Origin of the sequence: Nocardia sp. CC227C (genome assembly GCF_030767025.1) — a bacterium.
Classification (GTDB): Bacteria; Actinomycetota; Actinomycetes; order Mycobacteriales; family Mycobacteriaceae; genus Nocardia.
Window position 1 is genome coordinate 189462 of sequence record NZ_JASITE010000006.1, and the last position, 16064, is coordinate 205525.

A 16064-nucleotide genomic window follows, 5' to 3' on the forward strand; every position below is an offset into this window, starting at 1 on the left:
GCTCCTCTGTGGTTGAGGCTGATACTGGATATAATATACAATGATATAATATACGATGAGCCGAACGGTGAGGTAGCATCCGTTCGACACCGTCTAGTACATAATATATTCCGAGAGGACGTGACATGGCTGGCCTGTATTTCGAGGAGTTCGAGCCGGGGATGGTTATCGACCACGTGAACCGTCGCACCGTCACCGAAGCCGACAACACGCTGTTCAGTGTGATGACGCTGAACCTGGCGCCGCTGCATCTGGACGCCGAGTACAGCAAGGACTCCATCTACGGCCAGCGTCTGGTGAACAGCCTGTTCATCCTCGGCCTGGTCTCGGGTATCACCGTGCCGGAGACCACGCAGGGCACCACCCTGGGCAACCTTGGCTTCGAGCAGATCAAGTTCCCCGAGCCGGTGTTCCACGGCGACACCATCCACGTGCAGACCAAGATCGAGGCGAAGCGGGAATCCAAGAGCCGCAACGATTCCGGCATCGTGACCTTCCGTCATCTCGGGATCAACCAGCGCGACGAGGTGGTCTGTGACGCCGTGCGCGTGGGCCTGATGATGAAGCGTCCGGCCGAGCAGGCCTGATCCGCCACCCGACGAACCAGCAACGAGGAGGACACGTCATGGTGGACGTTCAGCCTGCCGAGCAACCGGCCTGGGTGCCCGACGAACAGATCCGTGAGCGCAGCCGTCTGCTCGCGGCGATGCGCGCCTGGGGATTCGGTGACGATGCCGCGGCGGTCGCCGCGCTCAACGAGCGAGCCATCGCCGAGCCCGAGTGGTTCTGGCGGGCCGCGACGACCGATCTGGGCGTGGACTTCTCGGTCCCGTTCGACCGCGTCGTCGACAACTCGGCCGGAAAACCGTTCCCCCGGTGGTTCACCGGCGGCGGCGTCAACATCGCGCAGCTGGCCGCGCACCGGCACGCTCAGGGCCCCGCCGCCGACCGGCTCGCGGTGGTCTACGAGGGCGACGAGGGCGAACGGCGCACGCTGACCTTCGCCGAACTCGACGCCCAGGTGCGGCGGTTCGCCGCCAACCTCACCCAGCTGGGTGTGCGGCGTGGTGACCGGGTGGTGCTGTTCATGCCGGTGGTGCCCGAAGCCGCGGTGGCCTTCCTCGCGATAGCGATGATCGGCGCCGTCTCGGTACCAACCTTCAGCGGTTACGCGTCTGATGCGCTCGCCACCCGCCTGCAGGATTCCGAAGCGGTGCTGCTGGTGACCGCCGACGGCACGACGCGGCGCGGCAAGCGGGTCGAGCTGAAGGCGACCGCCGACGCGGCGCTGGAATCGGCGCCTACGGTGGCCAAGGTCGTCGTCGTCCGGCACCTGGGCACCGAGGTCCCGATGCGCGCCGGCCGCGACGTGTACTACGACGAGCTCGACGCCGACCCGGCCCCGGTTCCGACCGCCGACACCGAGTCCAACGACCCGCTGACCATCGTCTACACCTCGGGCACCACCGGGCGTCCCAAGGGCATCGTGCACTCCCACGGTGGTTTCGCGGTGAAGACCGCCGTCGACTTCGGCTACGGCTTCGACGTGCACGAAGGCGATGTCGTCTCGTGGATCACCGACCTCGGCTGGCTCGTCGGCCCCATGCTGATGACCGGTCCGCTGCAGCTCGGCGCGACGATCGTGATGATCGAGGGCTTGCCGACGCACCCCACCGCGCACCGGATGTGGGAGATCATCGAACGCAACGGTGTCACCGTCGCCGGTATCGCGCCCACCGCGGCGCGCGCGCTGAAGGCGGCGGGTGAGGCGATCACGCATGCGATGCCGAGCCTGCGTACCTTCGTGTCGACCGGCGAGGCCTGGGACGAACCCACCTGGTGGTGGTTGTTCTCCGAGGTCGGCGGCGGTACGCGGCCGATCGTCAACTACAGCGGCGGCACCGAGGTCGGCGGCGGCATCCTCATCGGGTATCCGTTCCTGCCCGCCGCCCCGGCGGCCTTCACCGGCGCGCTGCCCGGCGTGGACGCCGCGGTCTTCGGTGAGAACGGCCAATCGGTTGTCGGTGAGATCGGTGAACTGGTGGTACGCAACACCTTTCCCGGTATGACCCATGCCTTCTGGCAGGACCGCGACCGCTATCTCGACACCTACTGGAATCAGTGGGACGGCGTGTGGGTGCACGGCGACCTGGCCAGCCTCGACGACCAGGGTATGTGGCGCATCCACGGCCGTTCCGACGACACCATCAAACTGTCGGGTCGCCGGGTCGGCCCCGCGGAGATCGAGGCGGCGCTGCTGCGCGACAACCGGATCGCCGAGGTCGCCGTGATCGGCGTGCCCGACGAGTTGCGCGGCCAGCGCGCGGTCGCTTTCGCCGTACTGCGTTCCACCGGACAGACGCCGGAAGACTTGCAGGACACCGCGATCGACAATGCGGGGCGCTCGTTCGCCCCTTCGGTCGTCGTCGTGGAGAGCCTGCCCAAGACCAAGAACGGAAAGATCATGCGCCGGGCCATTCGGTCCCGGTATCTCGGGGCACCGCCCGGAGACATGTCCTCCCTCGACCCCGCCACCCCCCTCGAAGCGATCCCCGTGTCCGCGGGCGACGAACAGGAGTAGCAATGACCGCCGCTACAGCGACCGACGACAACGTCGAAGTCGTCCGTCAGGCCACGCGCGAGCTGGCCCGCAAATTCGACAACAACTACTGGCTCGACAAGGACAACAAGCACGAATATCCCTGGGAGTTCGTGAAGGCCTTCGCCGCGGGCGGCTGGCTCGGCGCGATGATTCCCGAGGAGTACGGCGGGATCGGCCTCGGTCTCGAGGAAGCCGCCGTGATGCTCGGCGAGATCTCGTCCTCCGGCGCGGGCATGAGCGGCGGCTCGGCGATTCACTTCTACGTGTTCCCGCCCGCGCCGATCGTGAAGTACGGCTCGGAGCAGATGAAGCGCGAGTACCTGCCCAAGCTGGCCTCGGGTGAGCTGCTGATGGCGTTCGGTGTCACCGAACCCACTGCGGGCGTGGATACTTCGCGGATCAAGACCAAGGCGACCAAGGTCGACGGCGGCTGGGTGATCAATGGGCAGAAGGTGTTCATCACCAATGCCCAGAATGCGCACAAGATCCTGCTGCTGGCCCGCACCTCGCCGCGGCGTGAGGACAAGCCGCTGTGGGGGATGTCGCTGTTCCTCGCCGACATGGACCGCTCCAAGGTCACCGTCCGTGAGATCGACAAGCTCGGCCGTGCCGCGATCGACACCAACGAACTGTTCATCGACAACCTCGAAGTGGCCGACGACCGGCTCGTCGGTGAGGTCGACAAGGGCTTCTACTACCTGCTCGACGGCCTGAACCCCGAGCGCATCGTGGTCGGTATGGAAGGCGTGGGCCTCGGCCGTGCCGCGCTCGAGATCGGCGCCGAATACGCCAAGAACCGCGTGGTGTTCGACCGTCCGATCGGCCAGAACCAGGCCGTGGCGCATCCGCTGGCCGATTCCTGGATCCGGCTGGAAGCCGCCGAGGGCATGATCATGCGTGCGGCGGAACTGTTCGACGCGGGTCTGCCGTGTGGTCCCGAGGCGGCCGCGGCCAAGTACCTCGGTGCCGAAGCCGGTTTCGAGGCATGTGATCGCGCGTTCTCCACGCTCGGCGGGTATGCCTACGCGAAGGAGTACCACATCGAGCGGCTGTGGCGGGAGGTGCGTCTGCTGCGCAATGCGCCGTTCTCCCAGGAGATGGTGCGTAACTACATCTCCCAGCAGGTGCTCGGCCTACCCCGTTCCTACTAGGAGGAGAACCGATGACGGGACCGTTGGCGGGTGTGCGTGTCGTCGTACTGGCGGGCATGGGACCGGTGCCCTATGTCTCGATGCTGCTGGCCGACATGGGCGCCGACGTCGTCCGGGTGGTGCGGCCACCGCACCGCTCGGCGCGTGAGCTGAGCCAGACTGTCGGCCTGACCGAGGAGACCGATGTGGTCAACCGAGGTGTCGGGTCGGTGGCGGTGGATCTGAAGGACCCCGAAGGGTGTGAAGCTGTTCTGCGCCTTGCCGATTCGGCTGATGTCTTCATCGAGGGCTATCGCCCCGGTGTCGCCGAGCGGCTGGGTCTCGGCCCCGAGGTCGCCACCGCGCGCAACCCGCGCCTGGTCTACGTCCGGCTCACCGGATATGGCCAGACCGGTCCCCGCGCCAAGGACGCCGGACACGACATCAACTACGTCGCCCAGTCCGGCGCCCTGCACGCCCTCGCCGCCGAAGGCGGGGCACCGCGGCCGCCGATCAACCTGCTCGGCGACTACGCCGGTGGCGGGGCCATCGGCGCGTTCGGCATCGCCTGCGCGCTGGTGGAGGCCGCGCGCACCGGCCGTGGGCAGGTCATCGACGCGGCGATGGTCGACGGTGTCGCCGTATTGACGGCGAAATTGCAGGGCCTGCGCGCCGCCGGGCTGTACTCCGACGAGCCGGGAACCAACTTCCTCGACTCCGGCGCCCCGTTCTACGACACCTACCGGTGCGCCGACGGCCGGTACCTGGCGGTCGGCGCGCTCGAGCCCGACTTCTACCGCGAATTCGTGAGCCGACTCGGCGTCGACACCACGGACTGGCCCGGCCAGGACGACCGCGAACAGTGGCCGAGACTGCGTGAACTCATCGCCGATGCCGTGTCGCAGCGGACCCGCGACCACTGGTGGCAGATCTATCAGGGCACGGATGCGTGCGTATCACCGGTGCTCACCTTCGACGAGGCCGCCGAAGACCCGCACAATGTGGAACGCGGAGTGTTCCACCGTGTTTCGGGCGTGCTGCACCCGGCGCCCGCACCGCGGTTCGACCGCACTCCGGCTCGCATCCCGTCGCGCCCACCCGCCGGACTCGGCGATCTCCACGACATCCTGGCGCGGTGGGCGACCGCCGCCGCACCCACCGGCGCCGACGCGGTGTCGATCAGCGAATGAAAGGACAACGAGTGCCCGGTTACGAGGAGTTCTCGTCGTTGACGATCGACCGCCCCGCCGACGGCGTGCTGCGGATCGTGCTCGACGGCCCGAACCTGAATTCCGTCGGCGCCGAGGCACATCGGGACCTCGCCGACATCTGGCCCGTGATCGCGCTCGACGAATCGGTGCGCGCCGTCGTCATCCGCGGGGCGGGGGAGCGGGCCTTCTCCGCCGGTGGCAGCTTCGACCTGGTCGAGGCCATGATCGGTGACTACACCTCGCGGACCCGGGTGATGCGTGAGGCGCGGGACCTGGTGCGCAACATCATCGAGGTGCCCCAGCCGATCATCTCCGCCATCAACGGTCCCGCCGCGGGCGCCGGTCTGGTCGCGGCGCTGCTCGCCGACATCTCGGTGGCCGGTCGGCGCGCGAAGATCGTCGACGGCCACGTGCGCCTCGGCGTGGCCGCGGGCGATCACGCCGCGATCTGCTGGCCACTGCTCACCTCGATGGCCAAGGCCAAGTATCACCTGCTGACCAACGAGGTGCTCACCGGCGAGGAAGCCGAGCGCATCGGCATGGTGTCGCTGTGCGTCGACGACGAGCAGGTCCAGGACCGTGCGATGGAGATCGCGCAGAAGCTGGCCGCCGGTTCGCGGGCCGGTATCCAGGGCACCAAGATGGCGCTCAACGGCTGGTACCGGCAGGCGATGCCGATCTTCGACGCGTCGCTCGGCCTCGAGTTCTATCACTTCGGCGGCCCCGATGTCGTCGAGGGCGTCGGCTCACACCGGGAGAAGCGGGAGCCCAAGTTCTCATGAGCACCGAACCCACGCGTGTTCCGCTGGCCGGGGTGACGGTGATCGGCCTCGAACAGGCCATCGCCGCACCGCTGTGCACCCGGCACCTCGCCGATCTAGGCGCCAGAGTGATCAAGGTCGAGCAGCCCGGATACGGCGACTCCACTCGGCACTACGACACGGTTGTCGGTGGTCTGTCGGCGCATTTCACCTGGCTCAACCACGGCAAGGAATCCGCCGCGCTGGATCTGCGCGCCGCCGACGACCTCGCGGTCCTGGAAGCGATGCTGGCCGGGGCCGATGTGCTGGTCAGCAATCTGGGCCCCGGTGCGCTGGACCGGCTCGGTCTCGGTGTCGACGAGCTGACGCGCCGGTTTCCCCGGTTGATCATCGTCGACATCTCCGGCTACGGCCGAGGCGGCCCGCTCGACCACAAACGCGCCTACGACCTGCTGATCCAGGCCGAGGCGGGTTCGTGCGCGATCACCGGCACCCCCGGATATCCGGCCAAGCCCGGCATCCCGGTGGCCGATATCGGCACCGCCCTGTACTCGTACTCCGCGGTCCTGGCCGCGCTCTACGACCGTGAGCGCACCGGCCGCGGCGCGGTCGTGCCGGTCGCGATGCTCGACGTGGTCTCGGAGATGATGGGTTTCGCGCTCAACCAGGTGCTGCACGCGGGCACCGAGCCGGTGCCGGTCGGTATGGGTTCGCCGATGATCGCCCCGTACGGCGCGTATCCGACCTCCGACGGGCAGACCGCGGTCCTCGGGACGACCAGCGACCGGGAGTGGCGGCGGATGACCGAGCTCATGGGCTGCCCCGAACTCGCCGGGGATCCGCGCTATCTGCACAACGACGATCGGGTCGCCCGCCGCGACGAGGTCGACGCGATCGTCGAGAAGTGGTGTGCGACAAGAACCCTCGCCGAGATCCAGGATGCCGCCGACCAGGCGGGCATTGGTAACGCGCGGCTCAACGGCGTGCGTGAACTCGCCGAGCATCCCCAGCTGCGCGAACGCGGCCGATGGCGCGAGGTCGGCACCCCCTCCGGCCCCGTACCGGCCCTGCTGCCGCCGGGGACGGCACGGGACTGGCCGGTGACCAACGGTTCGGTGCCCGCGCTCGGCGCACACACCGACGCGATCCGCGCCGAGTTCGCGCCACGGGTCGCCCAGCCGAGCGAGATCTGATGGACCTGCCGCGGGTCGCGCCGCCGGCCAGCTTGAAAACAGCTGCCGTGCAAGAGATCCGGCGGCGGATCTTCGCGGGCGAACTGCGACCCGGCGACAAGATCGACCAGGACGAGATCGCGGATTCGCTCGGCATCAGCAAGCTGCCGGTGCGCGAGGCGCTGATCGCCCTGGAATTGGAGAGCATCGTCGACATGCCACCCCGGCGTGGCGCGTTCGTCGCTCCGATGACGCCCGATGACGTCCGCGACCACTACTGGTTGCTCGGCGTGGTGTCCGGGCTGGCCGCCGCCCGCGCGGCCGAGCGGATCGGCGTTTCTTCGCTCGACGCGCTCGGCGTGATCCTGGACCGGATGCCGACCGCGTCGAGCCGGGACCGCGAAACGCTGAACTTCGAGTTCCACCGGATGATCAACCGCGCCAGTGGATCCCGGCGCCTGCTCACCGAACTCAAGGTGCTCGGCAGCGCCGGCCCGCACGGTTTCTACGAAACCCACGACGACTGGTCCGACACCGCCGACCGCGATCACCGCGAGATCCTCGCCGCGCTACGGGCCCGAGACGCGGACACGGCGCGCGCCGTCACCGAGGAGCACTTCCGGCACGGCGGGGATCGGGCGGTGCACATGCTCGAATCCCGCGGCTTTTGGAAGTGATATAATATTTTATGCGTGAACTAGGGAAGGGTAGGCATGAGCCTCACAGCCGATGAGCAGCAGATGGTCGATCTGGTCGCCGATTTCGTCGATCAGCGGGTCAAGAATCACGTGCGCGAGTTCGAGGAAGACGATGTCTACCCTGAGGAGTTCATCGAGGAGATGAAGAAGCTCGGCTTCTTCGGTCTGCTCGCGCCCGCCGAATTCGGTGGTGTCGACGTGAGCACCGCCTGCTTCGCGGCCGTCACCGAGCAACTCGCGCGTGGCTGGATGAGCCTGGCGGGCGCCATCGGCGGCCACTCGGTGATCACCTACCTGATCAAGACCTTCGGCACCCCCGAACAGAAGTCGAAGTACCTGCCGAAGATGGCCGAGGGCGCGATCCGCGCCACCATGGCATTGACCGAACCCGCGGGCGGCAGCGACCTGCAGGCCATGCGCACCGTCGCCGTACGCGACGGCGACCAGTGGTCGATCTCCGGTTCCAAGACCTGGATCTCCAACGCCGCGCACTCCGGGTTGATCGGTCTGCTGTGTATCACCGACCGCGACGCCAAGCCCGCCCACAAGGGCATGAGCGTGATCCTGGTCGAACCCGGTGACGGGATGACCATCTCCAAGAAGCTGCCCAAGCTCGGTTACCGAGGTGTGGAAGCGTGCGAGTTGGTGTTCGACGGCCGCAAGGTCGGCGACGACGCCATCCTCGGCGGCGTGGCGAACCTCGGCTGGAGCCACATGATGCGCGGCCTCGAGGTCGGGCGCATCCAGGTCGCCTCGCGCGCACTCGGTGTCGGCCAGGCCGCACTCGATGCAGCGGTGCGCTACGCGCAGGAGCGCGAGTCCTTCGGCAAGCCGATCTGGAAGCACCAATCCGTCGGCAACCTGCTGGCCGACATGGCCACCAAGCAGCGCGCCGCCCGCCTGCTGACCCTCGACGCCGCCCAGAAACTGGACGCGGGCGTGCGCGCCGACATGGAAGCGGGCATGGCCAAGCTGTTCGCGTCCGAGACCGCGATGCAGATCGCGCTCGACGCGATCCGTGTGCACGGCGGCTACGGATACTCCAAGGAGTACGACGTGGAGCGCTACTTCCGTGACGCGCCGCTGATGATCGTCGGTGAGGGCACCAACGAGATCCAGCGCAATGTCATTGCCGCACAGCTCATCGCGCGCAACGCGATCTGATCGGAGTCGATGGATGTCAACCCTGCGCCGGGCCGCGATCGTCGCGCCCACCCGCACCCCCGTCGGCACCTTCGGTGGTTCCCTGCGTGATGTGCCGGTCGAAGACCTGGGCGCCACCGTCGTGAACGCGGTGATCGAGCGCTCCGGAATCGATCCCGAACGCATCGACGATGTCGTGTTCGCCCAGTCCTACGCCAATTCCGAAGTCCCGTGCGTCGGTCGGTGGCTGGCACTGCACGCCGGACTGCCGATCTCTGTGCCCGGCATGCAGCTCGACCGGCGCTGCGGTGGTGGTGTGCAGGCCCTGGCCACCTCCGCCATGATGGTGCAGACCGGTGCTGCCGACGTGGTGCTCGCCGGTGGCGTCGAGTCGATGAGCCGCATCGAGTACTACTCGACCAGCACCCGCTGGGGTGCCCGCGCGGGCACCGTGCAGCTATTCGACCGGCTCGACCGCGGTCGCGAACGCTCCCAGCCGGCTGCCCGGTTCGGCAAGATCTCCGGAATGATCGAGACGGCCGAAAACCTCGCGAAGGACTACGGTCTGCTGCGCGAGGAAGCCGACTCCTTCGCCGCGCGCAGCCACCAGCGGGCGGCCGCGGCGTGGGCGGAAGGGCGTTTCGCCGACGAAGTGGTTCCGGTGACGGTGCCGCAGCGCAAGGGCGATCCGGTGGTCTTCGCCGCCGACGAGGGCATCCGTGCGGACTCCACGCCGCAGACGCTGTCGAAGCTGCGCACGATCATGCCCGACGGCACCGTCACCGCAGGCAACTCGAGCCAGCAGAACGATGCCGCCGCAGGCCTTCTCGTCGTCGCCGAGGATCGGCTCGACGCGCTCGGACTCGAGCCGATCGGTTACCTGACCGGCTGGGCGGCCGCGGGCTGCGAGCCCTCCCGGATGGGTATCGGACCGGTTCCGGCAGTCGCGAAACTCGCCGCGCGCCAGGGCACCGACACCGTCTCGCTGCTCGACTCGATGGATCTGGTCGAGGTCAACGAGGCGTTCGCGGTGCAGGTCCTCGCGGTCCTGGAAGGCTGGGGCTGGCGCGATCACGACCGGCTCAATGTCAACGGTTCCGGCATTTCGCTGGGGCACCCGATCGGCGCTACGGGCGTGCGCATGGTCACCACCCTGCTGCACGAACTGCGCCGCCGTGGCGGCGGCAAGGGCCTCGCCACGATGTGCATCGGTGGCGGCCAAGGGATGGCCGCCACCTTCGAGACCGCCTGATCACCGTTCAGGCACCGACCGTGCCCCGGCGAACCGAACAGGCCCGCCGGGGCACAGTCATTCGCAACAACGAGTACATGCAGGTCGACAGCCGATGAAATCCGACAAGCGATCACCATGCCTACACGAACCCGATGTTCGATTGATGGTCCAGTTCGCCACCATCCGAGTGGAATTCGTGGCGTGCCTGACGGCCGCGCTGGTCTTCGTCCAAGGCGTGGCCGGTCGTCATCTCTGTGACATCACGGTCGCAGCCGCGCACTACGCAGACCTGCCCCGTCTGCCGAACGAACGCTTGTACTTGATGCCCTGACAATGAAAAGCGTGGCCCGACTGGATAATCCAAGTCGGGCCACGCATTTTCCCGCGGGTCAGACGCGCAAGAGCGCGGCGAACTCACCGACCAGGGTGGCGGGATCCCCGGAGTTGATCGCGGTCAGCAGGGCTTCGCTACGTTCGGCACCCAGGTCGGCGACGGTGAGGTCGCGGAACTTGGCGTCCAGATCGGCCTGCGTCATCGGGTTCTCGGCGGTGCCCCGCGGGTTGTCGACGAAGACGTGCTGGGTGGAGCCGTCGCGGTAGGTGACCGTGATGTCGGCGATCCAGCGTCCCGCGTACTCGGCGTCGAGTTCGGTGTCGACCTCGATCTTAACCCGCCGCGCCATCTCGGCGACCTCGCTGCCCTCGCTCAGGTCCAGGCGTCCGGCCATGTAGTCGTGGTGTGCGCGGAAGCCGTTGCCGCGGCCCAGGATCGCCAAGGCGAACTGGAACGGCAGGCTGTATTGCAGATGCTCGATGATCTGCGGGGCGTAGGCGTTGGCGTTCTGGTTGCCGATGATCACGTCACCGCCGGACTGGATGCCGAGCCGAACGGACTCGACCTCGGACGCCCGCGCGGTGAGCTGCTGGGCGCCGTCGATGTAGGCGTGGTTGATGCCGCAGCAGCAGTACGGCTTGATCCACACGCGTGTGATCTCGAAAGGCGCTGTCGGGGAGAACAATTCGACCGCGTTCTCGGCGACCGGGCGGCCGACGAAGGTGCGGTAGAAACCTTTGCCGCCGCTGAGGAAGGTGGTCGGGCCGGTGATGCCCGCCGCCGCCATCTCCGCGGCGCGAATACCGTTGCGGGTACCGATGCCCGAATGCAGCCGCTTCACCGAGCCACCGGTCGAGGTGTACTCGGTGGTGCCCGAGCTGTGGCTCATCGCGATCGACAGCGCGTGGATGGTGCGCTCGGCGTCGAATCCGCGCATCTTCGCGACCACGGCGGCAGCACCGAAAGCCGACAACACCCCGTGCGGATGGAAGCCGCGTTCGAGCAACTGCGGGGCGGCCAGGATACCGATCCGGGTGTAGACCTCGTACCCGGCGACGATGCCGGTGACGACCTCCGCCATCGAGGCGCCGAGTTCCTCACCGACGGCGACGGCCGCCGAGACCACCGCGCTGCCCGGGTGACTGGAGCTGGAGCGGTGGGCGTCGTCGTACTCGAAGCCGTGCCCGTAGGTCGCGTTGACGAAAGCGGCATCGGCGGCACTCATTTCGTCACCTGACGCGGTGACGTGCGCCGAGCCGGGTGCGTGTGAGGCCTTGGTCAGCTCGAGCACCGCACGGCTCCACGACAGCGACGCGCAGCCGATCTGCACCGCCAGCTGGTCTTGCATCAGACGCCGGGCGCCGGCCAGCGCGTCGGCCGGGATCGAGTCGTATTCGAGGTCGGTGACCAGCCGGGCGACGGCGGCTTCCAAGGGGGGTCGGGAAGGCATGAAGGACCTTTCGAAAAGTGGGCGTCAGGCCAAGCTGTCGAGGAGGGGCTGCGGCAGGCCGTAGGACTTGCATTCGATGTAGGCGTCGAAGCCCTCGAGCCCGGCTTCGCGGCCGATGCCGCTGTTCTTGAAGCCACCGAGCGGAGCGAAGAAGCCGGCCGGAGTGCCGTTGACTTCGACAGTGCCGGTACGGATGTGGCGAGCCACCGCCAGCGCGTGCGCAGGGTCGGCGGCGAAGACCGATCCGTTGAGGCCGTAGTCGGAGTTGTTGGCGATCTCGATCGCCTCGGCTTCGGTGTCGAAGGTGTGCACGGTGAGCACCGGACCGAACACCTCCTCCTGCGCGATCCGCGCGTTGGGGTCGACGTCGCCGAAGATCGTCGGCTCGACGTACCAGCCGCGCTCCAGACCCTCGGGCCTACCGCCGCCGACGACCAGCTGGGCGCCCTCGGACCTGGCCTGCGCGATGTAGTTCTCCACGCGTTCCCGCTGGGCGCTGGTCACCAGCGGGCCGAGCTCGGTCGCCGGATCGAACGGGTCGCCGATCGGCATCGAGCCGATCATGTCGCGCAACCGGTCGTAGAGCTCGTCGCGCAGCGAACGGGCGACCACGATGCGGGTCTTGTTGCTGCACACCTGACCGGTGTTGCGCAGCGACAGCGCCCGGATCACCGGGACCACGGCATCGAGGTCGGCGTCGTCGAGCAGCACCGCGGCCGACTTCCCGCCGAGTTCGAGGGTGACCCGGCGCAGGTCCTGGCCGCAGATGGCAGCGATCCGGCGGCCGGCGGCCGTGGAGCCGGTGAACGAGACCTTGTCGACGCCGGGGTGGCGGACCAGGTGCTCGCTGACCTCGCGGCCCGCGACGACGATGTTCACCACGCCGTCGGGCAGTCCGGCCTGTTCGAAGATCTCGGCGAGCAGATACGCCGACATCGCGGTCTCCGGCGACGGCTTGAGGATTGCGGTGCATCCGGCCAGCAGCGCGGGCGCCAGCTTGATCATGGCGATCTGCAGAGGCGCGTTCCATGGCACCACGGCCGCGACGACGCCGACAGGTTCGCGGGTGACGAGCGCGTTGCCGGTGATCGAGCGGCGGATATCGGACCACTGGTACTGCGGAGCGAGCTCGAGGAACGCGTCGAGCAACATGCGAGTGCCCATCGACTGCATCCGCGTCGACAGCGTGATGGGACACCCCATCTCGGCGCTGATCAGCCGAGCGATCTCGTCCTGCCGGTCGGCGAGGATCTCACTCACCCGGGTGAGTACCGCGATCCGCTCGGCGAGCTCCATCCGGGGCCACGGGCCACTGTCGAAGGCGGTGCGTGCGGCGGCAACAGCGGCGTCGATATCGGCCTCGCTGCCCTCGGCGATGCGGGCGAGGGGCTCCTCGGTGGCGGGGGAGACCACCTCGAACGTGCGCTGCGTTGCCGGATTCACCCACCCGCCGCCGATGAACAGCTTGTCGAACTGTCCCTGCCACAACTCTGTCTGAACACTCATGGGTAGACCTATCGTCTTCGTCGGCGATTGTGCCGGGGTGGGAATTCCCTGGTCAGCGATAGTTTCGCGCGCAGCGTCTCGCATGGCCATGTGACCCGGCTCATGTAAAGTATATGATATAACTTAGCCCACAGGCCAGGGCTGCTGTGCTCGCCGCCACTGCGCCTATTCTGTCGGTTGCTGTCGTGCGCCGATCGACCTTCGCCGGATGTGACCCATGACACCGCGATGCAGCGATAATATATAATATGAGCACGTGACTAGAGGGAGACAGGCTATGCAGCACAGGCCGCTCGACGGAATCCGGATCCTGGAGATCGGGGGCTACATCTCGCTCCCGTTCGCCACCTCCATGTTGTGCGCCCTCGGTGCCGAAGTCGTGAAGGTGGAGCGGCCCGTCGTGGGCGAGGACTTCCGCCGTCACCAGAACGACGCCAGCCCGTACTTCCGTCAGTACAACACCGGCAAGCGCAGCCTGGCCGTCGACCTGAAGCAGCCCGAAGGCATCGCCCTGGTGAAGGCCCTGATCCCGCGCTTCGACGTGGTGCTCGAGAACCTGCGTCCCGGCAAGGTGGCGGCGATGGGCTTGGGGCCGGAGGCCTGCCGCGAGCTGCGCCCCGACATCGTCTACGGCTCGGTGACCGGCTTCGGCGCGGGCGGTCCGCTCGCGGCCCGGCCCGCCTACGACACCATCGGGCAGGCCTTCGGTGGCCTGTACTCGCTGCTCGGCGACGAGGGGCATCCCCAGCTCACCGGCGGCCTGAGCGCCGATCTGGTCACCGGGTTGAGTACCGCCGCGGGTGTGCTCGCCGCGCTGGTCGGCCGGTACCGCACCGGTGAACCGCAGCACGTGGAAACCTCCATCATGGAGGCGGTCAGCGTGCTTGTCACCGACGGCATCACCCAGGCCTTCGAGCTGGGTGCCGATCCGACCCGGCGCAGCAGGCATCCGCAGGCGCAGAACTTCTGCGCGCCGACCGCTTCGGGGGAGTACATCGCCGTGCACCTGTCCTCGTCGCAGAAGTTCTGGCAGTCGCTGTGCCGGGCGATGGACCGCGCCGACCTGGCCGTGGACCCGCGCTTCGCCGAATACCGGCCACGGGAGGCGAACTATTTCGAGCTCGCCGAGATCGTCGAGGCCGAATTCGAACAGCGCTCGTTCGCGGAGTGGGAGAAGCGGCTCACCGCCGAGGACGTGCCCTTCGCCCCGGTGCTGTCGATGACCGGGTATGTCGAGCACGAACAGGTCGGCTGGCTGAGCATGATCGAACCGCAGGATGACGGGCTAGCGCTGGTTCGTCCGCCGTGGCGCTTCGCCGGTGAACGGCCCGAGCGTCCCGGCGTCGCTCCGCGAGTGGGCGCGGACACCCGCGCGGTGGCCGGCGAGGTGTACCCGGCCGAGAAGGTCGACGAACTCGTCGCCGCAGGTGTGCTGTCGGTGGACGACGACCTGTGACCGGTTCGCCTGCAATGTAACCCACGGTGGGAGTGCGTGATTCGGCAGACGAAACGCACCCGCGTGCCGTGAATGCGAGGGGCCGGTGCGCGAAGACCTCGATGTCTTCGCGCACCGGCCCGATCTCCGTCACGGAGCGGCGGTGCTACTCGGTGGTGCCGAGAACTCCCGCGGAACGCAATTTCCCGAGTTCGCCGTCGGTGAGACCGAGGACTTCGGCGAACACCTGATCGGTGTCGGCACCGAGTGCCGCGGCCGGGCGCACCGGTCCGTACTCGCTGTCCTCACGAATAGGGCTGTGTGCCGAGATGACCGGCCCGATACCGGGCTGGTCGACTTCGGTCAGCACCCGGCTGCCGATACCCGCCTCGAAATCGGCCACCACATCGCTCATCTGGCGGTAGCGGCTCCACAACACACCGGCTTCGGTGAGCGCCGTACCCACGGTATCGAGCGGCAGCCCGGCGAACCACGGCCGCATCACCGCGGCGATCGTCTCCCGGTGGATGTACCTGTGCGCTTCGTCGGCGAAGTCCACACCCAGGGTCTGTTCGAGCGAGGCGATCACTTTTGCCGTACCCGTCGCCGTGCACAACGCCTGCCACTGACGCGACGTGAGCGCGACGACCATGACGCGCCCCTCGTCGGCGGTGACGAAGTCGGCGCCGAACGAGCCGTACATGTAGTTGCCGTGGCGCGGGCGGTCGCCGCGTTCCCGAACCTCGCTGAGCCACCCCAGATTCGCGACACCGGCCAGGGCGACATCGGCCAGCGCGATCTGCAGGTGCGCGCCCTCGCCGGACCGTTCCCGGCGGTGCACGGCGGCGAGCAGCGCGGTGGTCGCGGTCATCCCCGCGACCAGGTCCCACGCGGGCAGCACATGATTCACCGGGGTGCGCGAATCGGCGGGCCCGGTGAGGTCGGTGACGCCGACCTCGGTGTTGACCGTGTAGTCCACCGCGGGCCCGCCACCGGCCTGACCGCCGATGTGCACTTTGATCACATCGGCACGCCGATCCGCGAGTGCCTCGTAGGAGAACCACGGCCGCCCCACCGCGTTGTCGACGACGATCCCCGCGTCCTTGCCCGGCGCGGTCGCCAGTGCCAGCACCAGTTCCCGGCCCCGCTCGCTGCGCACGTCCACGGCGATCGACCGCTTACCTCGGTTGAGCGAATTCCAGTACAGGCTTTCGCCGTTGTGCTGGGCGACCGGCCACCGGCGGTAGTCGGGCCCGCCACCCAGCGGGTCGACCCGGATGACCTGCGCGCCGAGTTGGGCGAGGGTCATCCCCGCGGACGGTCCCGCCACGAAGCTGGCGAACTCGACGACCCGCAGGCCCGCGAGGGGCTGCCCGCTCACGCGCGCA

Annotated in this window: 14 protein-coding genes; 11 read left to right on the forward strand and 3 right to left on the reverse strand. The window is 68.0% G+C overall.

Annotated elements, in window-relative coordinates:
• The first annotated feature begins 125 nt into the window (after positions 1 to 125).
• From QMO76_RS14390 to QMO76_RS14435, 10 genes are all read left to right on the forward strand, one after another.
• Complete coding sequence (locus QMO76_RS14390; protein ID WP_306361781.1) at positions 126 to 587, forward strand: MaoC family dehydratase; 462 nt, start codon at positions 126 to 128, stop codon at positions 585 to 587.
• A gap of 38 nt (positions 588 to 625) precedes the next feature.
• Complete coding sequence (locus tag QMO76_RS14395) at positions 626 to 2581, forward strand: AMP-binding protein (RefSeq protein WP_306361782.1); 1956 nt, start codon at positions 626 to 628, stop codon at positions 2579 to 2581.
• 2 nt (positions 2582 to 2583) lie between these two features.
• Positions 2584 to 3753, forward strand: coding sequence for an acyl-CoA dehydrogenase family protein (locus QMO76_RS14400; RefSeq protein WP_306361783.1), 1170 nt, complete (start codon positions 2584 to 2586; stop codon positions 3751 to 3753).
• Positions 3754 to 3764: 11 nt separating this feature from the next.
• On the forward strand, positions 3765 to 4922 hold the full coding sequence (locus QMO76_RS14405) for a CaiB/BaiF CoA-transferase family protein (protein WP_306361784.1): 1158 nt from the start codon (positions 3765 to 3767) through the stop codon (positions 4920 to 4922).
• A gap of 11 nt (positions 4923 to 4933) precedes the next feature.
• Positions 4934 to 5725 (forward strand): enoyl-CoA hydratase/isomerase family protein, encoded by a 792-nt coding sequence (locus QMO76_RS14410; protein WP_306361983.1) that lies wholly within the window; start codon positions 4934 to 4936, stop codon positions 5723 to 5725.
• A complete protein-coding gene (locus tag QMO76_RS14415) occupies positions 5722 to 6897 on the forward strand; it encodes a CaiB/BaiF CoA-transferase family protein (RefSeq protein ID WP_306361785.1) in 1176 nt (391 codons plus the stop codon). Before QMO76_RS14410 ends, QMO76_RS14415 begins: the two co-directional genes overlap by 4 nt.
• Positions 6898 to 6944: 47 nt before the next feature.
• On the forward strand, positions 6945 to 7553 hold the full coding sequence (locus QMO76_RS14420) for a GntR family transcriptional regulator (protein ID WP_306361786.1): 609 nt from the start codon (positions 6945 to 6947) through the stop codon (positions 7551 to 7553).
• Positions 7554 to 7589: 36 nt separating this feature from the next.
• Entirely contained in the window at positions 7590 to 8738 is a 1149-nt protein-coding gene (locus QMO76_RS14425; RefSeq protein ID WP_306361787.1) for an acyl-CoA dehydrogenase family protein, read from the forward strand.
• 13 nt (positions 8739 to 8751) lie between these two features.
• A complete protein-coding gene (locus QMO76_RS14430; protein ID WP_306361788.1) occupies positions 8752 to 9969 on the forward strand; it encodes an acetyl-CoA C-acetyltransferase in 1218 nt (405 codons plus the stop codon).
• A 94-nt stretch (positions 9970 to 10063) separates the two neighbouring features.
• Entirely contained in the window at positions 10064 to 10282 is a 219-nt protein-coding gene (locus QMO76_RS14435) for a hypothetical protein (protein WP_306361789.1), read from the forward strand.
• Between the two features lie 58 nt (positions 10283 to 10340).
• On the opposite strand, the gene QMO76_RS14440 is transcribed toward QMO76_RS14435, so the two are convergent.
• Both QMO76_RS14440 and QMO76_RS14445 read right to left on the reverse strand, forming a co-directional pair.
• A complete protein-coding gene (locus QMO76_RS14440; protein ID WP_306361790.1) occupies positions 10341 to 11735 on the reverse strand; it encodes an MmgE/PrpD family protein in 1395 nt (464 codons plus the stop codon).
• Positions 11736 to 11759: 24 nt separating this feature from the next.
• Positions 11760 to 13241 (reverse strand): aldehyde dehydrogenase, encoded by a 1482-nt coding sequence (locus tag QMO76_RS14445; RefSeq protein WP_306361791.1) that lies wholly within the window; start codon positions 13239 to 13241, stop codon positions 11760 to 11762.
• 277 nt (positions 13242 to 13518) lie between these two features.
• Here QMO76_RS14445 and QMO76_RS14450 point away from each other — a divergent pair, with 277 nt between their 5' ends.
• The gene (locus QMO76_RS14450; RefSeq protein WP_306361792.1) at positions 13519 to 14697 is read left to right on the forward strand and encodes a CaiB/BaiF CoA-transferase family protein; all 1179 of its coding nucleotides are present in this window, start codon (positions 13519 to 13521) and stop codon (positions 14695 to 14697) included.
• Between the two features lie 145 nt (positions 14698 to 14842).
• Here the strand turns inward: QMO76_RS14450 and QMO76_RS14455 are convergent, their stop codons facing one another.
• Positions 14843 to 16057 carry a CoA transferase gene (locus QMO76_RS14455; protein ID WP_306361793.1) on the reverse strand — a complete coding sequence of 405 codons (1215 nt, stop codon included), beginning with the start codon at positions 16055 to 16057 and terminating at the stop codon, positions 14843 to 14845.
• Positions 16058 to 16064: the final 7 nt, after the last annotated feature.